This is a genomic window from Streptomyces lancefieldiae, from assembly GCF_031845825.1.
Taxonomy (GTDB): domain Bacteria; phylum Actinomycetota; class Actinomycetes; order Streptomycetales; family Streptomycetaceae; genus Streptomyces; species Streptomyces lancefieldiae.
This window is the reverse complement of the sequence record NZ_JAVRFH010000005.1, coordinates 146517-167762: the sequence shown is the minus strand read 5'-3', so window position 1 is coordinate 167762 and position 21246 is coordinate 146517. Positions and strand designations below refer to the sequence as shown.

Below are 21246 nucleotides of genomic sequence, written 5' to 3'. Positions count from 1 at the left end.
CCCACCCCCCGGAGGGCCTACGCTTGAAGGCTGATCGATCCCCCAGGCAGGAGAGAAATGGCCGTCAACCTGGTCAATGTCGAGAACGTCAGCAAGGTGTACGGCACCCGTGCACTCCTCGACGGCGTGTCCCTCGGCGTCTCCGAAGGGGACCGCGTCGGCGTCGTCGGTCGCAACGGCGACGGCAAGACCACCATGATCCGGATGCTCGCCAAGCTGGAGGAGCCCGACACCGGCCGGGTCACCCACTCCGGCGGGCTGCGGCTCGGCGTGCTCACCCAGCACGACTCGCTCGACCCGGAGGCCACCGTCCGCCACGAGGTCATCGGCGACCTCGCCGACCACGAGTGGGCGGGCAACGCCAAGATCCGGGACGTACTGACCGGGCTGTTCGGCGGGCTCGACATGCCCGGCTTCCCGCAGGGGCTGGACACCGTCATCGGGCCGCTCTCCGGTGGTGAGCGGCGCCGGATCGCGCTCGCCAAGCTGCTCATCGACGAGCAGGACCTGATCGTCCTCGACGAGCCCACCAACCACCTCGACGTCGAGGGCATCGCCTGGCTCGCCCAGCACCTGCGCGAGCGCCGCTCCGCCCTCGTCTGCGTCACCCACGACCGCTGGTTCCTCGACCAGGTCTGCACCCGCATGTGGGACGTGCAGCGCGGCGACGTCTACGAGTACGAGGGCGGCTACTCCGACTACGTCTTCGCCCGCGCGGAACGCGAGCGGATCGCCGCGACCGAGGAGACCAAGCGGCAGAACCTGGTCCGCAAGGAGCTGGCCTGGCTCCGGCGCGGCGCGCCCGCACGCACCTCCAAGCCGCGCTTCCGCGTCGAGGCCGCCAACGAGCTGATCGCCGACGTGCCGCCGCCCCGGGACAGCAGCGAGCTGATGAAGTTCGCGTCGTCCCGGCTCGGCAAGACCGTGTTCGACCTGGAGGACGTGACCGTCCAGGCCGGCCCCAAGGTGCTGCTCAAGCACGTCACCTGGCAGCTCGGCCCCGGCGACCGCATCGGCCTCGTCGGCGTCAACGGCGCCGGCAAGACGTCCCTGCTGCGGGCCCTCGCCGACGCCGCCCGCAGCGAGGGCGAGCAGCAGCCGGCGGGCGGGCGGGTGCGCGTCGGCAGGACCGTCAAGCTCGCGTATCTGTCGCAGGAGGTGGCCGAGCTCGACCCGGACTGGCGGGTGCTGGAGGCCGTGCAGCGCGTGCGGGAGCGCGTCGACCTCGGCAAGGGCAGGGAGATGACCGCCGGTCAGCTCTGCGAGACGTTCGGCTTCGGCAAGGAGAAGCAGTGGACGCCGGTCGGAGACCTCTCCGGCGGTGAGCGGCGGCGGCTCCAGCTGCTGCGGCTCCTCATGGACGAGCCCAACGTCCTCTTCCTCGACGAGCCCACCAACGACCTCGACATCGAGACCCTGACCCAGCTGGAGGACGTGCTCGACGGCTGGCCGGGATCGATGATCGTCATCTCCCACGACCGGTTCTTCATCGAGCGCACCACCGACCGTGTCTTCGCCCTGCTCGGCGACGGCGCGCTCCGGATGCTGCCGCGCGGCATCGACGAGTACCTGGAGCGGCGTCGGCGCATGGAGGAGGCGGCTGCGGCCAACGTCCCGGCGGCAGCGGCCAAGCCGGCCTCGGAGGTGCCGGAGAAGAGCGCCGCCGACGTGCGCGCCGCCAAGAAGGAGCTCCAGAAGATCGAGCGGCAGCTCGACAAGGTCTCCGAGAAGGAGGCCAAGCTGCACGGGCGGATCGCCGAGAACGCCACGGACTTCGCGAAGGTGGCCGAACTGGACGCCGAGCTGCGTGAACTGGCGGGGCAGCGCGAGGAACTGGAGATGCGCTGGCTGGAACTGGCCGAGGACGCCTGAGTCCTGCGCGCAGGGGGCGCGCGTGGCGTGAAGAGGGCGTGAAGGCGCGTAACAGAGGCATCACGGGCCGGTCCTCCCTTGGGAACAGGGGCGGACACGGCCCGTTGTGCCGTCCGGCGCGGTGATAGAAAGGCCGTCCGAGGACTGTCCAGGGACCGTCCGAGACAGTCCGAACGATCGCCTGCAGACGACTCCGGGGCCAGCGCGTACCTCGGGGCGTGGCTAGAAATCAGTAGTAATAAGGGGGAACGCGCTGATGAGCCAGCCGCCCAATCAGCCGCCGCAGCCGGGTGGCTTCGGAGCACCGCAGGATCCACCGCCGGGAGGCTTCGGGGCACCGGCCCCGCAGCCCCCGCAGGGCCCGCCGTCCGGCCCGCCGCCGCAGCCGCAGCCGGGGTACGGCTACCCGCCGCAGCAGCAACCACCGCAGCCGGGGTACGGCTACCCGCAGCAGCCGCCGGGGCAGCCCGCGCAGCCGGGTCCGTACACGCAGCCCGGACCGTACAACTCCGGCCCGTACGGCCAGCCCCAGCAGCCGGGCCCGTACGGCCGGCAGCCCGGCTACGGCTATCCGCAGCCGCAGTTCCCGGGCACGCCCGGCACCCCACCGCCCGGCGGCTCCGGGTCCCGCAACCCCTTCAAGGGCAAGCCCGCCCTGGCCGTCGGGGCCGCCGTCGCGGCGCTGCTCGTCATCGGCGGCGGCGTGTGGGCGGTCACCGCGAACAGCGGTGACGACAAGGACAAGAAGCCCGTCGCCGGCAAGAGCGACGACCCCAAGCCCACCGGCTCCGGCAGCGCACCCGTCGACACCGGTGACGGCAGCGGCGACGGCGGCGAGGACCCCGAGAACCTCAACGAGGGCCGCCAGGCGGGTGAGTCCCAGGTGCTCTGGTACAAGGAGGCGCCCGACGCACCCGGTTCCGGCGCCGACGCCCCCGGCATGTGGATCACCGGCAAGACCGCGGTGAAGGCGGCGTACAAGCAGGTCGTCGCCTACGACGTCGGCGACGGCAAGCCCAGCTGGGACCCCATTGTCTTCCCGGAGAAGATCTGCTCGGTCACCCCGGAGAAGACGGCCGACGACAAGATCGTCGTCGTCTACATGAGCGGCTCCAGCGACCGCGCCAAGTGCAACCAGATGCAGGAGATCGACCTCGCCACCGGGGCGAAGGGCTGGAAGGCGGAGATCGAGGACGGTGAGCTCTTCGACAGCACCCTCTCCGTCGAGCTGAACGTCAGCGGCCAGATCCTCATGGCCGGCCGCTCCCAGTCCGGCACGGCCTACGACGTCACCACCGGAAAGAAGCTGTACGACAAGAAGCGGTACGGCGACGCCTGCTTCCCCGCCGGGTTCGCGACCGGACCGACGCAGATCGTCCAGGTCGCCTCCTGCGGCGCCGGCGGCAACAACGACCACGACGAGCTCCAGGGGCTCGACCCGAAGACCGGCAAGGTCCTGTGGACCTACCCGTACGAGAAGGGCTGGCGGGTCGAGCGCGCCTACTCCGTCGACCCGCTCGTCGTCTACGCCACCAACGAGGAGAAGAAGGTCTGGAACATCTCCACCTTCACCTCCGCCGGCAAGGTCCTCCAACAGGTCGGCGTGCAGGAGGACTTCGCCCCCGAGTGCGGCTGGGCCATCCTCGAGCGCGACCTCCAGGGCTGCGAGGGTGTCGTCGTCGCCGACAACACCCTCTACCTGCCGACCGAGGCGACCAGCGGCGCCAACGCGATCGTCGCGATCGACCTCACCACCGGCAAGGAGAAGTGGCGCGTCAAGTCCCCCGCGGAGGAGTCGATGATGCCGATGAAGGCCGAGGGCGGGCAGCTCATCGCGTACGTGCGGCCGTCCTACGACGCGGGCGGCCAGGTCGTCTCGATCGCCACCGGCGGCGGCGACCACCAGCCGGCCAAGCTGATGCAGAACCCGCGGGGTGTCGCGGAGATCGAGAACAGCTTCTACTCCAAGGACATCGACTGGGTCGACGGGCGCTTCTACATCTCCAGCACCCGCCTGAGCGGAGACGACGACTCGAAGGAGAAGTTGATGCTCGCCTACGGCAAGTGACCTTCTCCGCCCGCTCGTTCCCGTCGTCTCCGCTTCCCGAGGTACTCACGCCATGACACAGCCACCGCAGCCGCCGAACCAGCCCCCGCAGGCAGGGGGCTTCGGCCCTCCGCAGGGCCCTCCGCCGCAGCCGCCGACCCCGCCGTCGGGCGGTGCGCCGAACTTCGGCGGGGCGCCCGAGCCGGGGTACGGCTATCCGCAAGTCCCGCAGGCCCCGCAGGCGCACCCGCAGGGGCCCGCGGCTGCGCCCACCCCGCCGGTGGGTCCGCCGCAGCCCGGGTACGGGTATCCGCAGGCGGCCCCGCCGCAGCCCCAGCCCGGTTACGGCTACCCCGGGCAGCAGCCGGGGCCCTACGGTCAGCCGACGCCGCCGTACGGCCAGCCCGGCCAGCCCGGGTACGGATATCAGGCGACCGTGCCGATGCAGCCCCAGGCGGGCGGGTCCGGCGGCGGGCGGAAGATCAACGCGCAGCTGGCGATCATCGTGTCGGCCGTCGTCGCGATCGCGTTGATCATCGGCGGTGGTGTCTGGTACGCCGGCTCGGCCGGTGACGACGACGGCGGCAAGGACGACACCGCCAGCTCCAGCGGCGGCACCGGCGGCAAGGGCGGCACGGACGAGAAGGGCGGCACCGACGAGAAGGGCGGCTCCGGCGGCACCTCCTCCGAAGCCAAGGAGAAGGCGCCCGCGGACCCCGCCGCCAAGGTGCTCTTCCAGGTACCCGCCCCCGCCGTGAGCAAGGACGACAACAGCGTCGTCGTCTCCGGGTCGTGGCTCACCGACAAGGTGTACGCCAAGAGCGGCATCGCCGAGATCGTCGGCTACGAACCCGGCAAGGGCAACAAGCTGTGGACGGTCAAGCTGGCCGGGCCGGTGTGCGCGGCCGGCCGGTACGTCACCGACGACAACAAGGCGGTCGTCATCCACCAGCCCGCCATGCCGACCAAGACCGAGCGCTTCCGGGGGTGCACCGAGGTCGCGATGATCGACCTCGACGCGGGCAAGACGCTGTGGACGAAGAACGGCAAGCTCAGTGGCCGGTCGGTCTCCTTCAACAACGTCACGATCAGCGGCGACACCGTCGCCGCCGGCAGCAACGACGGCGGCTTCGCCTTCGACGCGGCCAACGGCGACGTCCGGTGGTCCCCGAAGACGGCCGACACCTGCTCCGACGCGGGCTACGGCGGCGGCGAGAAGCTGGTCGCGGTGCGGCGGTGCGGCTCGTACGACGCCCGGTGGCTGAACATCCAGACCATCGACCCGAAGAGCGGGAAGGTGCTCTCCGAGTACAAGATGGCCAAGGGCATCGAGTACGCGGGCGTCGTGTCGACGAACCCGCTGGTCGTCGCCGCCGACGTCGCCGAGTCCGCCGGTGACGGCAGCGGGATCTCGGACTTCTTCTCCATCGACAACAAGACCGGCAAGCTGCGCGCCCGCATCTCGGCGCCGGGCGACCAGTTCGCCGCCAGCTGCGACAACATCACGAAGATCGAGCAGTGCACGGGCCTCGCGGTCGGCAACGACCGGCTCTACATCCCGACCGAGGAGCACGAGAGCAGCGGCGAGGGCTACAGCCAGACCAACGAGGTCGTCGCCTTCGACCTGGCCACCGGCAAGCAGACCGGGCAGCGCGCCGACGCCGGTGAGGACTACACGATCACGCCGCTGCGCATGGACGGCGGCAACGTGCTGGCGTACCTGCGTCCGCCGTACGACAAGGGCGGGAAGATCGTCAGCATCGACGGCGGGACGTTCAAGCAGACCACGCTGCTGGAGAACCCGGCGACCGAGGCGGTGCGGGACGTGGAGGCCGGCATGTCGCCGGAGTACTCCGAGCTTCTCTACGCGCAGGGGCGCCTGTACATGTCGCAGGTGTACGCCAGCGAGCCGTCCAGCGCGGACGACAAGGAGTACCTGGTGATCGCGTTCGGTACCGGCGGCTGAGACCGTTCGTCGTTCCGTCGGTGCCTTCCTGTGGCCCTCGGCCCTCACGGCCCCGTCCCTTTTCAGGGGCGGGGCCGTATTGCGAGGGATTTCGGCGATCCGGGGCAGTTCTCGCCGGTAGGGGCAGCGCGAGGCCGCACGAGCGTGTAGCTTCCGGGGAACTGGGGTGACTGGGGGGTTGCTCGATGGGAGTACGGCTCATGGTGGTCGACGACCACCGTTTGCTCGCCGAGGCGTTGGCCTCGGCACTGAAGCTGCGGGGGCACCGGGTGCTCGCCGCGGCGGCGCCGGCCGCGGGCGCGGCGGAGCTGGTGATCAGCCGCGCGCCGGAGGTGTGCCTGCTGGGGACGGCGGCGCCGGCCGAGCCGGGGATCTTCGACCCGGTGGTGCGGATCAAGCGGGAGCGTCCGCAGGTGGCGGTGCTGGTGCTGGGCCCGGTGCCGAGCCCTCGCGGTATCGCCGCGGCGTTCGCGGCGGGGGCCTCGGGGTATGTCCGGCACGACGAGCGCATAGAGGGTGTCGAGCGGGCGATCATGAAGGCGCGGGCCGGGGAGGCGGCGGTGGCGCCGGCGCTGTTGCAGGGGGCGTTCGGTGAGCTGCTGAACCCGGCGGCTCAGCCCGACGACGAGGGGCAGCGGCTGTTGCGGATGCTGACCCCGCGGGAGGTCGAGGTCCTGGTGCGGGTCGCCGACGGCGAGGACACCCGTCTGATCGCGGCCGGGATGGGAATCGCACCGTCCACGGCTCGTACGCATGTGCAGCGGGTGCTGATGAAACTGGGCGTGGGCTCGCGGCTCGAGGCGGCGGCGCTGGCGGCCCGGACGGGGCTGCTGGACCGGGCGGGGACGGGGGCCTCCGGCGGTTGAGCGGGGTGCGCCGTCTGTGCGGTGGTGGGTCGGGGGGGGGGGGGGGGGGGGGGTGTCCGTCCTCGGAACGGCGCGGAATCGGTCGGCCACGGAAGTGACGGCGTGGACGCGCCAACCACTGTGGGCGGACACCCCCCGACCCGCCCCCTTCCCGCCGTACGCGGCTTTCCCGCCGTAGCTGCCCAGCTGCGGACAGCCCGTGCCGCGTAGCTGCGGGCAGCCGGGTTCCGCCGAGCTGCGGGCAGTCGTGCCGCTGGGGCGGCACGGGTGGGCGCAGCGGCACCCCGTAATGCCGGGCCGCGCACCCCACCCCCGCCCCGCACCCACGCCGGGTGCCAGGCCCACGCCCGGCCGCGCAGCGCCCCGCACCCACGCCGGGTGCCAGGCCCATGCCCGTCACGGCACCGGCGTCACTCCTGCGCAGACTCCTCCGTGGAGGCCGGCGCCGTAGGCCTCAGCTTCAGCCAGGCCAGGAAGAACAGCCCCAGCACCAGCATCCCCAGCCCGGTCCACAGGTTGATGTTCACCCCCTGCGCCTTGTCGATGTCGTCGTCGGACGCCACGAAGCCCGCGATCGTCACGATGACGCCGTAGACCACGAACAGCCCGCCGATGATCCGCCGGATGTCGAACAGCCGTGCGGCGGTGACGGACTTGGTCTCCAGCTCGGAGACCTCGTCCTGGACGTTCCTGTCGGAGTAGGAATCAGACATGCTCTCTCAATCCTCTCGCGGTCAGAACGAGAACGGGATGTAGCAGGCGGCGGCCAGCACGACCGCGCCCCAGCCGAGCAGCGCCGGCCTGCGGTACCACGCGTCGTCGCCCTTGGCGGGCGCCTCGGTCATGCCGGGGGAGGTGGTGCCGTAGACCAGGCCCTGGAGCTCGGCGGCCGGCTTCGGGCTGGTGAACAGGGACACGGCGACCATGACGACCGCGCCGGCCACGAAGCCCGCGATCGCGGAGACGAAGTTGGCGCCCTGGTCGGAGGGGATGTCGATGATGCCCTGCTTGTAGATGACGAAGTAGTTCACCATCGCCGCGGTGGTGCCCGCGATCAGACCCCAGAAGCCGGACTTCATCGACGCGCGCTTCCAGAACATGCCGATGATGAAGACCACGAACATCGGCACGTTGAAGAAGGAGAAGAGCGTCTGGAGGTAGCTCATGATGTTGGAGAAGGAGGAGGCGAGGAACGCCGTGCCGATCGAGGCCAGGACGCCGATCACCGTGATCAGGCGGCCGAAGCGGACGTAGTAGGCGTCCTCCCGGTCCTTCACGACGTACTTCGCCCAGATGTCGGTGGTGAAGACCGTGTTGAACGACGAGACGTTCGCCGCCATGCCCGCCATGAAGGCGGCCAGGAGGCCGGTCACCGCGATGCCGAGGACGCCGTTGGGCAGCAACTGCTGCATCAGGTACGGGATGGCGTCGTTGTACTGGAGGTCCGAGCCGGGGGTGCCGATCTTCGGGACGAGGACCGCGGCGACCAGGCCCGGGATCATCACCACGAAGACGATGAAGATCTTCGGGAAGGCGGCGATGAGGGGGGTGCGCTGGGCCGCCGAGAGGTTCTTCGCCGACAGGGCGCGCTGCACCTCGGCGAAGTTCGTCGTCCAGTAGCCGAAGGAGAGCACGAAGCCGAGGCCGAGGACGATGGTCAGCCAGTTGGCGCCCAGGGGGTTCGCGCTGCCGATGCCCGTGCCGCCCCATGAGGTCATGAAGTCGGCGCCGTGGGACTGGGAGAGGGAGTCGGACAGGCCGTCCCAGCCGCCGACCTTCTTCAGGCCCAGGATGGTGATCGGGATGAGGCCGGCCAGGATCACGAAGAACTGGAGGACCTCGTTGTAGATCGCCGAGGACAGGCCGCCCAGGGTGATGTACGCCAGGACGAAGAAGCCGGCCACCACGATGGCCACCCACTCCGGCCAGCCCAGGAGCGCCTCGACGACGATCGCGAGGGCGTAGAGGTTCACCCCGGCGATCAGGATGGCGGCGAAGGCGAACAGGATCGAACTGAGCATGTGTGCCGCTTTGTCGAAGCGGAGGAGGAGGAACTCGGGGACCGAGCGGACCTTCGAGCCGTAGTAGAACGGCATCATCACCAGGCCCAGGAAGACCATCGCCGGGATGGCGCCGATCCAGTACCAGTGGGTCGTGTAGACGCCGTACTGGGCGCTGTTGGCGGCCATGCCGAGGATCTCGGTGGCGCCCAGGTTGGCCGCGACGAAGGCCAGACCGGTGACCCAGGCGGGCAGTGAGCGGCCGGACAGGAAGAAGTCCAGGCTGGTCTTGACCGAGCGGCGGGCGGCGAAGCCGATGCCGAGCACGACGACGAAGTAGATCCCGAGGATCGAGTAGTCGAGCCAGTTGGTCGGGAGCCGAAGCTCCGCGGCCAGATATGTGGGGGTATGCATACGAACTCGCTTCGTTGCGCGAACTGATCCGAGCGGAACCTACGCCTCCGCGTTCAGTAATTGAACACTTCCGGTGATGTTCTTTGTTTGATTGTGATGATCGCCATGCTGGTGGGTTGTGATGTGTTATGTTTGATTGTGTTGAGTGATTGGGTGTGGGTGTAGAGGAGTACGACAGTGAAGAAGACCTCGACCCGGCTGGCCGACGGTCGTGAGCTCGTCTACTACGACCTGCGCGACGACACGGTGCGGGACGCCGTGGACCGCCGACCGCTGGAGCGGACCGTCACCACCTCCGAGGTCCGCCGGGACCCGTTGCTCGGCGACTCGGTCGCCATCGCCTCGCACCGCCAGGGCCGCACCTACCACCCGCCGGCCGACGAGTGCCCCCTGTGCCCGTCGCAGGGCGAGCGGCTGAGCGAGATCCCGGACTCGTCGTACGACGTGGTGGTCTTCGAGAACCGTTTCCCCTCGCTGGCCGGCGACTCCGGCCGCTGCGAGGTCGTCTGCTTCACCTCCGACCACAACGCCTCCTTCGCCGACCTGAGCGAGGAGCAGGCCCGCCTCGTGCTCGACGCCTGGACGGACCGCACGTCGGAGCTCTCGCATCTGCCCTCCGTTGAACAGGTGTTCTGCTTCGAGAACCGGGGCGCCGAGATCGGCGTGACGCTCGGTCACCCGCACGGGCAGATCTACGCCTACCCCTTCACCACCCCCCGCACCGCGCTGATGCTCCGTTCCCTCGCCGCGCACAAGGACGCCACCGGCGGGGAGAACCTCTTCGACGCCGTCCTGGCGGAGGAACTGGCCGGTGACCGGGTCGTCCTCGAGGGCGAACACTGGGTGGCCTTCGTGCCGTACGCGGCGCACTGGCCCTACGAGGTGCACCTGTATCCGAAGCGGCGGGTGGCCGACCTGCTCGGGCTCGACGAGGCGGCGCGCACAGAGTTCCCCCAGGTCTATCTGGAACTGTTGAGGCGGTTCGACCGGATCTTCGGGGAGGGCGAGCCTCCGACGCCCTACATCGCCGCCTGGCACCAGGCGCCGTTCGGGCAGCTGGAGGACTTCGAGGGTGTGACGCGGGACGACTTCGCGCTGCACCTCGAGCTTTTCACCATCCGCCGTACGTCCGGCAAGCTGAAGTTCCTCGCGGGTTCCGAGTCCGGCATGAACGTGTTCATCAACGACGTGCCGCCGGAGCGCGCGGCCGAGCGACTGCGAGAGGTAGCGAGTTCATGAGCGGGAAGTACCTGGTGACGGGCGGTGCGGGGTACGTCGGCAGCGTGGTCGCCCAGCATCTGGTCGAGGCCGGCCACGAGGTCGTCGTCCTCGACAACCTCTCCACGGGTTTCCGGGAAGGGGTGCCGGCGGACGCCTCCTTCATCGAGGGCGACATCCGTGACGCCGCCAAATGGCTGGACTCCTCGTACGACGGTGTCCTGCACTTCGCCGCGTTCTCGCAGGTCGGCGAGTCGGTCGTGAAGCCCGAGAAGTACTGGGACAACAACGTCGGCGGGACCATGGCCCTGCTGGAGGCCATGCGGACGGCGGGCGTGCGGCGCCTCGTCTTCTCCTCCACGGCCGCCACGTACGGCGAGCCGGAGCAGGTCCCGATCGTCGAGTCTGCGCCGACGAGGCCCACGAACCCGTACGGCGCCTCGAAGCTCGCCGTCGATCACATGATCACCGGTGAGGCGGCGGCCCACGGACTGGGCGCGGTCTCGCTGCGGTACTTCAACGTCGCGGGCGCGTACGGTGCGTACGGCGAGCGCCACGACCCCGAGTCGCACCTCATCCCGCTGGTCCTCCAGGTGGCGCAGGGCAGGCGGGAGGCCATCTCCGTCTTCGGCGACGACTACCCGACGCCGGACGGCACCTGCGTCCGCGACTACATCCACGTCGCCGACCTGGCCGAGGCCCACCTGCTGGCCCTGGACGCGGCCGTCCCCGGCGAGCACCTCATCTGCAACCTGGGCAACGGCAACGGCTTCTCCGTGCGCGAGGTCGTCGAGACCGTCCGCCGGGTGACGGGCCATCCGATCCCCGAGGTCGTGGCCCCCCGCCGGGGCGGCGACCCGGCGGTCCTGGTGGCGTCGGCCGGCACGGCGCGGGAGAAACTGGGCTGGAACCCGTCCCGCGCGGACCTCGCGGGGATCGTCGCGGACGCGTGGGAGTTCGCGCAGCGGCGCGCGGACCAGGACTGAACGGAAGGGCGAGGGGACAGGGCATGGACGAGGCTGTCGCAGGAGCGGTCGGCGAGCGGTTCCGGGAGCTGTACGGGGTGGACCCGCAGGGGGTGTGGGCGGCGCCGGGCCGGGTGAACCTCATCGGTGAACACACCGACTACAACGACGGCTTCGTCATGCCGTTCGCCCTGCCGCACACCGCCGTCGCGGCGGTCGCCCGGCGCGACGACGGCGTGCTGCGCCTGCACTCGGCGGACATCGGCACCGACCCCGTCGAGCTGCGCGTCGCGGACCTGACCCCCGAGTCGGACAGGTCCTGGACGGCGTACCCCTCGGGCGTGGTCTGGGCGCTGCGCGAGGCCGGCCACGAGGTGACCGGCGCCGACATCCACCTGGCCTCCACGGTCCCGTCGGGCGCGGGTCTGTCCTCCTCGGCGGCCCTGGAGGTCGTCGTCGCCCTCGCCCTGAACGACCTGTACTCCCTCGGCCTGCGCGGCTGGCAGCTGGCCCGCCTGTGCCAGCGCGCGGAGAACGTGTACGTCGGCGCACCGGTCGGCATCATGGACCAGACGGCCTCCGCCTGCTGCGAGGCCGGCCACGCCCTGTTCCTCGACACCCGCGACCTCTCCCAGCGGCAGATCCCCTTCGACCTCGCCGCCGAGGGCATGCGCCTGCTCGTCGTCGACACGCAGGTCAAGCACTCCCACAGCGAGGGCGAGTACGGCAAGCGCCGGGCGGGCTGCGAGAAGGGCGCCGCGCTGCTGGGCGTGGACGCGCTGCGGGACGTGGCGTACGCGGAACTGGACGCGGCGCTGGAGCGGCTGGCCGACGACGAGGAGGTCCGCCGCCTGGTCCGGCACGTCGTCACGGAGGACGAGCGCGTCGAACGCGTCGTGTCCCTCCTGGAGTCCGGTGACACCCGCGCCATCGGCCCCGTCCTGGTCGAGGGCCACGCCTCCCTGCGCGACGACTTCCGCATCTCCTGCCCGGAGCTGGACCTGGTCGTCGACACGGCCCTCGCCTCCGGCGCCCTGGGCGCCCGCATGACCGGCGGCGGCTTCGGCGGCTCGGCGATCGTCCTGGCCGAGGAGGCCGACGTCGACCCCATCACCAAGGCGGTGGAGGAGGCCTTCGCGGCGGCGGGCTTCACGGCGCCCCGGGTGTTCGAGGCGGTGCCCTCGGCGGGGGCGCGGCGGGTGAGGTGACGGGCGGAGCGGACCGGGGGTTCGCCGACCAGGGGCCTGGATCATCGACTGTTGTCCCCCTGGCGAGCTACGTGCAGGTGCCCACCGCAGGGTGAAGATGCGGGACCGCCGCGTCCATAGAGTTCTCATCAGTCGCCGGGAACGACCGACCGGCCGGCCGGGAAAGACCCTCGAGAACTCGTACCCGTAGCTCACCCTCGCCTGCTGGAGGCCCCTCATGTTCCGCGCCCTCGCCAAGACGACCGCTGCCCTCGCCATCGTCTGCACCGTGGCCGGCGCGGGACTTGTCCTCAACGAGGAGTACGCCGAGGCCGACTCCGACACCAAGGACATGGTCGCTGCGGTGTCCGAGGGAGCCTCCTTCACGGGCACGAAGAGGATCCGCGTGGACGGCCGCGCGGTCAACGTCTCCTGCTCCGGCCGCGCCGAAGCAGACGAGCCCCTCGTGATGCTGATGGCCGGCGGCGGCGAAGGCCTGGACAACATGGCCCCCCTCCAGAAGGCCCTCAGCAAGACCTCCCGCGTCTGCTCCTACGACCGCCTCGGTGAAGGCAGGAGCGACAAGCCCGACGCAGGCCCGCAGACCATCAACGACAGCGGCGCCCTGCTCACCAAGGTCCTCGACCGCCTCGCGGGCGCGCGCCCCGTCGTCCTGGCCGGTCACTCCCTGGGCGGCTACATCGCTGCCCGCTACGCCCCCGACCACACCGACCGCGTCAGGGGCCTGGTCCTCCTCGACGCCACCATCCCCCACCTCACCCGCGACATGAACCGGACCATCCCCGCCGATGCCACCGGCATGGCAGCCCAGCTGCACGACGGGGCGATCGCCGCCAACGAGGGGCAGAACCCGGAGCAGTTCGTCATCGCCGACGGCCCGGTCCGCTCCGCCGGCCGGATCCCCGTCGAGATCCTCAAGCACGAGTCCCAGTACGCCGAGGTCCCCGAGTACGGCCCCGCCCTGGAGCGGATGTGGGCCAAGGGCCAGCACGAGTGGCTCAGGATCTCCCGCAACAGCCACCTCACCACCGCCAGGGGCAGCGGCCACTACATCCACACCGACCGCCCCGACCTCGCCCTCAAGACCATCCAGAAGGTCACCGCACGCGCCGCGCACGTCCGGTAGCAACGCCCCGCAGACCGGCCCTGGGCCGTGGCATCCCCCGCCACGGCCCAGGGCCTCTGCCGTTCCGCCTTCTGGTCACCGGATCGACCTCCGGGCCCTGTGAATCTCCGCGACAGCCCGGGCCGCTGCAGGCTGACCGCCCGCAGCGGCCCAGTGTTCTCAGTGCTGGTCGCACGGTGGCCGGCAATGGTGTTCGGCTATAGGCCGATGCCGTACAGCGGATTGGTCTGTCCCAGATCCCGGCCTGGACGAAGTAGCCAGTCAGGGACTTGGAGCCGTCGGTCCAGCCGCCATGGCGGCCGGTATCGACGAGGTCCTCGCCGGCCTGCTCGGCAGCGGTGGCGAAGCCGCGGCGCAGGCCGTGCCCGCTCCAGCGGGGCGGGAGGTGGGGCAGCAGCCCGCCGATGGCGGACGGGCCAGCGCGGGTGGCTGCCCGGGACACCGCGTCCCCGATTCCCTCTCCGGTGATCCGGCCGCTGGGGTCGCCGATCGGCTCGTGAACATCCACCTGGGCCAGCTACGGCAGCTCGCGTCACAGCGGGCCCAGGCCCAGACCCGGATCGATTTCTCCATGAACAGCAGGTGGAACACTCACTACGAGGCTGACGTAGACAGTCTCGGCCAGGAGATCGAGCAAGCCCGGGAACATGGCCCGGAACTCTTGGAGCAGTACCTGGTCAGGCCAATGTCACAGCAATGCTGGCAGACCCTGGCCCTGGCGACGAGGTCGGCAGCCTGTACGGGCTGGCTGGGCAGCCCGTCGATACACCCTGCTTGGAACCGGCAGAAGCGACTGCGAGGACGTGTCATTCAGGACGCCCTCGCCACTGTTGAGGTCATGCCCGGCACTCGGGCCGGCGCTGTATGGCGGCATACGAGCAGGACAGGCCGGGCCTATTACGCCGAGCGGGCTGCGGTCTACGAGAGCCTGCTGCAGCTCCTTGACTACCAGCTGGCGGACGTCGGCGACCAGGGCATCATCGTCATGGACGGTGACGGCACCGACGCTGCTTACCAGCGAGCGCACCGCAAGCTGAAGCTGGCCACCAGGCACATCGTCGAAGACCCCTGGTTCATCGGCTCACGCACCCAAGCCCAACGTCGACCCAGCCGTAGACGATGTATCCGGTGCTTTCCGCACCCGAGTCGTCGATGTGGAAGATCCGCGCTGCCACGTCCTCAACCTACCGATGGGGCGTACTGCTGGTTCATTGTGTCGGTGCTGCCCGGGCGACGCGGTCACGGTCGGCGTGAGCGACGAGGGCGGGGTGAAGGCGGTGCGGCTGTGGTGCCCAGGGCGCCTGGGGTGGATCAGGAGAACGGGCGTGGCCTGTTGATCACCGATGCGTTGGCCGCCCGGTGGGACACGGGGGACGGGTGGGGGGGCTGACGGTGTGGGCCGAGGTCGCCGTCGGGGCCGCGGCGGACATCTCGGCCGGTTCCGGTGAGTGAGAGGACTGGCGCCCGCAGCGGAAGGCTGTCGCCTTCATACTGGAGGCCGGGAGGACCCATGACTCAGCAGACCCTGTACCGGCGGCTGCGCGACATGCGTGACCACTTCACACCCCCGCCCGGCCTCGCCTGGCCCGAGATCAGTGACGGGAAGATCGTCATGATGATGAGTCCGCGCCCGCGCCATCAGCTGACGGCGACGCGGGTACGAGACCGGATCGTCCCGCAGCTGCCGGACGGCTTGGGCGTGTTCGAGGCGACCGACACCGACGACGAGGGGCTGGGCAAACTGCGCGTTCCCGACCTGCATGTCTGCGCCTACGACGCCATGGAGACCGACGCGCCCCTCGACCCCCGCGAGATCACGCTGGCGATCGAGATCGTCTCCCCGTCCAACCCCGACAACGACTACCGCGACAAGACCCGTGACTACCCCGCCATGGGCATCCCCCACTACCTGATCCTCGACCCGCGCGACGGCACCTGGACCTACCAGTGGGGCATCGGCCGGACCGAGGGCCGCCCCGCCTACGAGAACCGTCTGCACCTCCCGTACGGCAAGCCGGTCACCCTCGTCACCGAGCTCGGCACCTGGACCGTCGAGACGACCGGCCTGCCCCGCTACAGCGCGAAGGACATGGGGCTGGAGCCCGAGTGACGGCGACCGGCCCGGCAGTCGCCCGGTCGTCTCAGCCCAGCCGCTTCACCAGCGTGTACTCCGTGATCCCCGGTGGATAGTCGGGGATCACGCACATCACCTCGTAGCCGCGCTTCGTGTAGAAGCCCGGGGCCTGGAAGTCCCAGGTCTCCACGCGGGCGGCGGCGCAGCCGCGTTCGGTGCGGGCCGTGCGTTCCGCCTCGTCGAGGAGGGCGGAGCCCAGGCCCGAGGCGCGGCACCCGTCGTCGACCCACAGGTACGTCACGTGCAGCCAGGTCGCCCAGGTGTGGCCGACGAGGCCGCCCCCCAGCGCGCCGGTCTCGTCCAGGGCCCACACGTGCAGGGGGAATTCGCGTTCGTGAGGGGTTCCGCGCAGCGAGCGCAGGACGGAGGAGGCCGCCGTGTTCGTCTCCCGCAGGCGGGTGCGCAGCAGATCGCGCCGCGCCTTGTCTACTTCTGTCACAAGACGAAACATGCGGCTCACCATAAACGGGCCGGGCGGTCAGTTCTGCAAATAGCCTTCCGCTCCCGGCGCCCGCCCGTACTCTGATGGGCAGCACCGGTGGGGGCCGGTGCCGTTCAGGGGGCGAGACAGCCGGGTACGGCGCCCGGGGCGGGGGAGCGCATACTGCGCGGCGGCGGCCGTGCGACTGCGGCGACCCGTCCCCGGAGTACCGAGCGCACTGCTGGATACGGGGCTTCGGGCGGCGTCGTACCCGTGCCGGTGTCGACCTCCCGACGACGGGTAGACGAGGTATCCCCTGCTCCTCGAGGAGCTTGGGGGAGGGGGTTTCGTGGTTCGTATCCGAGTCCTGGTCGTCGACGACCATCGCATCTTCGCCGAGTCGCTGGCCGCCGCGCTGGCCGCCGAGCCCGACGTCGACGTCTCCGCGGCCGGCAGCGGCCCGGCCGCGCTGCGCTGCCTGGAGCGGGCCGCGTCCGAGGGGCGGCGGTTCGACGTGCTGCTGGTCGACGCCGACCTGGGCGGTCACGTGCCCGGCGCCCGCCCGGCCGTGCCCGTACGGGACGGCAACGAGGACGGACTGGTGGACGGGATCTCGCTGGTCACCGGGGTGCGGACGGGACAGCCGGGCGTACGGATCGTCGTCCTCGCCGAGAAGGACGACCCCCGCCGGGCGGCTCTCGCGCTGGGGGCCGGCGCCTCCGGGTGGGTGGCCAAGGACTGCTCCCTGTCCCGGCTGCTCAGCGTCATCCGCGGCGTCCTGCGCGACGAGACGCATCTGCCGCCCGCCCTGCTCACCGGCGTGCTGCGCGAGCTGACCGCCGCCCGCAAGCACCGCACCGACAGCGAGACGCTGGTGGAGTCGCTGACCCCGAGGGAGCGGGAGGTGCTGCGCTGCATGGTCGCCGGGCTGGGGCGCAAGGCCGTCGCCGAGCGGCTGTACCTGTCCCCGCACACCGTGCGCACCCACATGCAGAACGTCCTGGGCAAGCTGGGCGTCCACTCCACCCTCGCCGCCGTGGCGCTCGCCCGGCGGGCAGGTGTGGGGCCGGTCGACCTAACCGGGAATGTTGTCGAACGGGGCGGTCAACTGGCGTAGCAGCGCCGCCAGTTCGCTGCGCTGGGCGCGGGAGAGTTCGCCCAGGATGGCGCGCTCCTGCTCCAGCAGGCCCGCCAGCGACTGGTCGGCGCGGTCCCGGCCCTCGTCCGTGAGTCGCACCAGCACGCCGCGCCGGTCGCTCGGGTCGGGCAGGCGTTCCACCAGGCCCTTCTTCGCCAGGCGGTCGATGCGGTTGGTCATCGTGCCCGAGGTGACCAGGGTCTGGGTGAGGAGCTGTCCCGGCGAGAGCTGGTACGGGGAGCCCGCGCGGCGCAGTGCCGTCAGGACGTCGAACTCCCAGGGCTCGAGGTGATGTTCGGAGAAGGCCAGCCGCCGGGCGCGGTCCAGGTGCCGGGCGAGTCTGCTGACCCGGCTCAGCACCTCGAGCGGTTCCACGTCGAGGTCCGGGCGCTCCCGGCGCCACGCTGCGACCAGCCGATCGACCTCGTCCTCCATGACGATCAGTGTAGTGGTTGTGTCGACGTGAAGTCTCTTGATGTCGACTGTCTTGACGTCGAGAGAGTGTGCGGGTGACGCTGGGGTATCCGTCCCGTACGGCCACCCCCGGAGGCACCATGTCCGCCACCGCCCCCACCTGGGACCCCGCCCAGTACCTGCGCCACGCCGGCCACCGCGCCCGCCCCTTCACCGACCTCCTCGCCCGCGTCCCCGACCTCCCCGCGGGGCCGCCCGCCCGGCCACCCCGCATCGCCGACCTCGGCTGCGGCCCCGGCAACGTCACCGCCCTGCTCGCCGGCCGCTGGCCCACCGCCCGCATCACCGGCCTCGACAACTCCCCCCAGATGCTGGAACGGGCCCGGGAACACGCCGGCCCCACCCCCGGCGGCGGCCACATCGACTTCGCCCACGCCGACGCCCGCACCTGGACCCCCGCCGAGCCGTACGACCTGATCGTCAGCAACGCCACCCTCCAGTGGGTCCCCGGCCACGTCGACCGCTTCGCCGACTGGATCGCCCACCTCACCCCCGGCGGCACCCTCGCCTTCCAGGTCCCCGGCAACTTCGACGCCCCCAGCCACCGCCTGATGCGCGACCTCGCCCACTCCCCGCGCCGGCGGGACCGCCTCGCCGGCACCCTGCGCCACGACGACGCCGTCCTCACCCCCGAGGCCTACCTCGCCCACCTGACCGGCCTCGGCTGCACGACGGACGTCTGGGAGACGACGTACGTCCACCTGCTGACCGGGGAGGACCCCGTCCTGGACTGGGTGAAGGGGACGGGACTGCGGCCCGTACTCACCGCCCTCGACGACGACCCGGAGGCCCGGGACGCGTTCGTAGAGGAGTACCGGACCGCCCTGCGCGAGGCCTACCCGCCCGGCCCCCACGGCACCCCGTTCCCCTTCCGCCGGGTATTCGCCGTCGCCACCAAGGAGGCGTAAGCCGTGCTCGTCGCAGTCGACCACGTCCAGCTCGCCGCCCCGCCCGGCTCCGAGGACGACCTGAGGGCGTACTACGTGGACGTCCTCGGCATGACCGAGATCCCCAAGCCGCCGGCCCTCGCGGCGCGCGGCGGGTGCTGGTTCCGGGCCGGCACCGTCCAGCTCCACCTGGGCATCGAGGCGGACTTCCGACCGGCGGAAAAGGCCCATCCGGGGCTCAGGACGACCGGCATCGAGGCGTACGCCGCCCGGCTGGCCGCGCGCGGCGCCCCGGTCACCTGGGACGACGCCCTGCCGGGCCACACGCGCTTCTACTCCGAGGACCCCGTCGGCAACCGCCTGGAGTTCCTGGAGCCGGTCGGCTGACGCCCCGGCCGGCTGACGCCCCGGCCGGCTGACGCCCCGGCCGGCTTACGGACGCAGGCCCAGGATGCGACCGACCTCCGCGTGTGGGATGCCCTCGGTGAGGGTTCCCTCGGCCTTCCGGCGCCGGTAGCCGGCGACGGCCACGGAGTCCTCCAGGTCCTCGATCACCTGGGGAGCGACGAGGAGCGCGGTCACGCGGCCCTCGTCGGTGAGCGCGATGAGCTCGCGGCTGTCGGCCACTCGGCGGACCAGCTCCTCCAGCCGGGACGCGGACTCACTGATCGTCATCTCGGTCACGCCCGCACGATGACACACGGCGGGCCGTGTTCTCAGCTCCACCGGTGCCCGATGCTCCAGTGCCCGGTCAACTCTTCCGGTGCCCGATCAGCCGCGGCTTCGGCTCCAGGCCGTCCAGCCCGTGCCACGCCAGGTTCACCAGGTGCGCCGCCACCTCCGCCTTCTTCGGGCGACGCACGTCCAGCCACCACTGGCCGGTCAGCGCCACCATCCCGACCAGCGCCTGCGCGTACAGCGGGGCCAGCTTGGCGTCGAAGCCGCGGTTCTTGAACTCGCGGCCCAGGATGTCCTCCACCTGGGTGGCGATGTCGGAGATCAGCGAGGCGAAGGAACCCGTCGACTGCGGGATGGGGGAGTCACGCACCAGGATGCGGAAGCCGTCCGTGTACTCCTCGATGTAGTCCAGGAGTGCGAACGCGGCCTGCTCGCACAGCTCACGCGGATGGCCGGCGGTCAGGGAGCTGGTCACCATGTCCAGCAACCGCCGCATCTCCCGGTCCACCACCACCGCGTACAGCCCCTCCTTGCCGCCGAAGTGCTCGTACACCACCGGCTTCGAGACCCCGGCCTTCGCCGCGATCTCCTCCACCGACGTCCCCTCGAAACCCTTCGCCGCGAAGAGGGTGCGACCGATCTCCAGCAACTGCTGGCGACGCTCGGCGCCGGTCATCCGGGTACGGCGCGCGCGCCGCGGCTTCTCATTGCTGGGAGTGCTGGAGTCGGTCGCCACAGCGACCATCATGCCGCCTCGACGGTTTCCCTCCGGCGCCGGGCGCCGCCTTCGTCCGCGTTGCGGCGGGAATCGATACGCGAGCGTGACGGCCACCGCACGTCGTACGCCCACCCGAACCGCTCGAACCAGCGGATCAGACGAGCGCTCGAGTCGAGCTGCCCGCGCATCACCCCGTGCCGCGCGGACGTCGGATCGGCGTGGTGCAGGTTGTGCCAGGACTCACCGCAGGACAGGACCGCCAGCCACCACACGTTGCCCGAACGGTCCCGCGACTTGAACGGGCGCTTGCCGACCGCGTGACAGATCGAGTTGATCGACCACGTCACGTGGTGCAGCAACGCCACCCGGACGAGTGACCCCCAGAAGAACCCGGTGAACGCGCCCCACCAGGACATCGTGACCAGCCCGCCGATCAGCGCCGGAAGGGCCAGCGACACCACCGTCCACAGGACGAACTGACGGGAGATCGCACGCAGTGCCGGGTCCTTGATCAGGTCCGGCGCGTACTTGTCCTGCGGCGTCTGCTCCTCGTCGAACATCCAGGCGATATGGGCCCACCACAGGCCCTTGACCAGGGCGGGAACCGTCTCCCCGTAGCGCCACGGCGAGTGGGGGTCGCCCTCGGCGTCGGAGAACTTGTGGTGCTTGCGGTGGTCGGCGACCCAGCGGACCAGCGGCCCCTCGACCGCCATCGAGCCCGCGATCGCCAACGCGATCTTCAGGGGCCGCTTCGCCTTGAAGGAACCGTGCGTGAAATGACGGTGGAACCCGATGGTGATGCCGTGGCAGCCCAGGAAGTAGAAGAACACCAGCAGGCCCAGATCCAGCCAGCTCACGCCCCACCCCCACGCCAGCGGCACCGCCGCCAACAGCGCGAGGAACGGAACCGTGATGAACAGCAGCAGGGTGATCTGCTCGATCGAGCGTTTCTGCTCACCGCCCAGCGTGGCGGAGGCCCCGGCGTCGTCGTCAGGGCCCTTCGGAGCGTCTGGGATCACATCGGAACTCGTGGTCATGCGCGTCCTCTGTGGGGTCGAGGGTCGTGGCAGGTGCCGGGCTACGGGAACACGCACAGTTCCCTACGGTTCCGTAA

The 21246-nt window shown here is 70.7% G+C and carries 20 protein-coding genes; 13 read left to right on the top strand and 7 right to left on the bottom strand.

All coding sequences use genetic code 11. The features are described 5' to 3' along the window. Positions 1 to 57 precede the first annotated feature (57 nt). The 4 genes from RM812_RS07155 to RM812_RS07140 all read left to right on the top strand — a co-directional run bounded on the left by RM812_RS07155 (position 58) and on the right by RM812_RS07140 (position 6751). On the top strand, positions 58 to 1872 hold the full coding sequence (locus RM812_RS07155; protein ID WP_311571548.1) for an ABC-F family ATP-binding cassette domain-containing protein: 1815 nt from the start codon (positions 58 to 60) through the stop codon (positions 1870 to 1872). A 256-nt stretch (positions 1873 to 2128) separates the two neighbouring features. Next, complete coding sequence (locus tag RM812_RS07150; RefSeq protein ID WP_311571547.1) at positions 2129 to 3940, top strand: outer membrane protein assembly factor BamB family protein; 1812 nt, start codon at positions 2129 to 2131, stop codon at positions 3938 to 3940. Between the two features lie 52 nt (positions 3941 to 3992). Next, on the top strand, positions 3993 to 5885 hold the full coding sequence (locus RM812_RS07145) for an outer membrane protein assembly factor BamB family protein (RefSeq protein ID WP_311571546.1): 1893 nt from the start codon (positions 3993 to 3995) through the stop codon (positions 5883 to 5885). A 185-nt stretch (positions 5886 to 6070) separates the two neighbouring features. After that, positions 6071 to 6751 carry a helix-turn-helix transcriptional regulator gene (locus RM812_RS07140; RefSeq protein WP_311571545.1) on the top strand — a complete coding sequence of 227 codons (681 nt, stop codon included), beginning with the start codon at positions 6071 to 6073 and terminating at the stop codon, positions 6749 to 6751. Positions 6752 to 7161: 410 nt separating this feature from the next. On the opposite strand, the gene RM812_RS07135 is transcribed toward RM812_RS07140, so the two are convergent. Beyond that, complete coding sequence (locus RM812_RS07135; RefSeq protein ID WP_311571544.1) at positions 7162 to 7464, bottom strand: hypothetical protein; 303 nt, start codon at positions 7462 to 7464, stop codon at positions 7162 to 7164. Between the two features lie 21 nt (positions 7465 to 7485). Beyond that, entirely contained in the window at positions 7486 to 9165 is a 1680-nt protein-coding gene (locus RM812_RS07130) for a sodium:solute symporter family protein (RefSeq protein WP_311571543.1), read from the bottom strand. A gap of 177 nt (positions 9166 to 9342) precedes the next feature. Between RM812_RS07130 and galT the strand changes: the two genes are divergently transcribed. From galT to RM812_RS07100, 6 genes are all read left to right on the top strand, one after another. Further along, positions 9343 to 10404: a galactose-1-phosphate uridylyltransferase gene (galT, locus tag RM812_RS07125; protein WP_311571542.1), complete on the top strand. Its 1062-nt coding sequence runs from the start codon at positions 9343 to 9345 to the stop codon at positions 10402 to 10404. Then, positions 10401 to 11369: a UDP-glucose 4-epimerase GalE gene (galE, locus tag RM812_RS07120; protein ID WP_311571541.1), complete on the top strand. Its 969-nt coding sequence runs from the start codon at positions 10401 to 10403 to the stop codon at positions 11367 to 11369. Before galT ends, galE begins: the two co-directional genes overlap by 4 nt. Before the next feature lie 23 nt (positions 11370 to 11392). Beyond that, positions 11393 to 12556: a galactokinase gene (gene galK, locus RM812_RS07115; protein ID WP_311571540.1), complete on the top strand. Its 1164-nt coding sequence runs from the start codon at positions 11393 to 11395 to the stop codon at positions 12554 to 12556. A 217-nt stretch (positions 12557 to 12773) separates the two neighbouring features. Continuing rightward, entirely contained in the window at positions 12774 to 13682 is a 909-nt protein-coding gene (locus RM812_RS07110; protein ID WP_311571539.1) for an alpha/beta fold hydrolase, read from the top strand. Between the two features lie 292 nt (positions 13683 to 13974). Continuing rightward, positions 13975 to 15072, top strand: coding sequence for a hypothetical protein (locus tag RM812_RS07105; protein WP_311571538.1), 1098 nt, complete (start codon positions 13975 to 13977; stop codon positions 15070 to 15072). Between the two features lie 120 nt (positions 15073 to 15192). Beyond that, positions 15193 to 15792: a Uma2 family endonuclease gene (locus RM812_RS07100; protein WP_311571537.1), complete on the top strand. Its 600-nt coding sequence runs from the start codon at positions 15193 to 15195 to the stop codon at positions 15790 to 15792. A gap of 31 nt (positions 15793 to 15823) precedes the next feature. Here RM812_RS07100 and RM812_RS07095 read toward each other — a convergent pair whose 3' ends face one another. After that, positions 15824 to 16279, bottom strand: coding sequence for a GNAT family N-acetyltransferase (locus RM812_RS07095; RefSeq protein ID WP_311571536.1), 456 nt, complete (start codon positions 16277 to 16279; stop codon positions 15824 to 15826). 307 nt (positions 16280 to 16586) lie between these two features. Between RM812_RS07095 and RM812_RS07090 the strand changes: the two genes are divergently transcribed. Next, the gene (locus RM812_RS07090) at positions 16587 to 17354 is read left to right on the top strand and encodes a response regulator transcription factor (RefSeq protein ID WP_311571535.1); all 768 of its coding nucleotides are present in this window, start codon (positions 16587 to 16589) and stop codon (positions 17352 to 17354) included. Here the strand turns inward: RM812_RS07090 and tamR are convergent. Next, positions 17313 to 17810, bottom strand: coding sequence for a MarR family transcriptional regulator TamR (gene tamR / locus RM812_RS07085; RefSeq protein ID WP_311571534.1), 498 nt, complete (start codon positions 17808 to 17810; stop codon positions 17313 to 17315). The genes RM812_RS07090 and tamR overlap by 42 nt on opposite strands. Before the next feature lie 119 nt (positions 17811 to 17929). On the opposite strand from tamR, the gene RM812_RS07080 reads away from it, so the two are divergent. Then, on the top strand, positions 17930 to 18757 hold the full coding sequence (locus tag RM812_RS07080; protein WP_311571533.1) for a trans-aconitate 2-methyltransferase: 828 nt from the start codon (positions 17930 to 17932) through the stop codon (positions 18755 to 18757). Between the two features lie 3 nt (positions 18758 to 18760). After that, the gene (locus RM812_RS07075) at positions 18761 to 19123 is read left to right on the top strand and encodes a VOC family protein (protein ID WP_311571532.1); all 363 of its coding nucleotides are present in this window, start codon (positions 18761 to 18763) and stop codon (positions 19121 to 19123) included. 45 nt (positions 19124 to 19168) lie between these two features. Here the strand turns inward: RM812_RS07075 and RM812_RS07070 are convergent, their stop codons facing one another. The 3 genes from RM812_RS07070 to RM812_RS07060 all read right to left on the bottom strand — a co-directional run bounded on the left by RM812_RS07070 (position 19169) and on the right by RM812_RS07060 (position 21169). Further along, positions 19169 to 19420 (bottom strand): type II toxin-antitoxin system prevent-host-death family antitoxin, encoded by a 252-nt coding sequence (locus tag RM812_RS07070; RefSeq protein WP_311571531.1) that lies wholly within the window; start codon positions 19418 to 19420, stop codon positions 19169 to 19171. A gap of 67 nt (positions 19421 to 19487) precedes the next feature. Further along, entirely contained in the window at positions 19488 to 20162 is a 675-nt protein-coding gene (locus tag RM812_RS07065) for a TetR/AcrR family transcriptional regulator (protein WP_311571530.1), read from the bottom strand. Next, positions 20159 to 21169 (bottom strand): acyl-CoA desaturase, encoded by a 1011-nt coding sequence (locus RM812_RS07060; protein ID WP_311571529.1) that lies wholly within the window; start codon positions 21167 to 21169, stop codon positions 20159 to 20161. Before RM812_RS07060 ends, RM812_RS07065 begins: the two co-directional genes overlap by 4 nt. Positions 21170 to 21246: the final 77 nt, after the last annotated feature.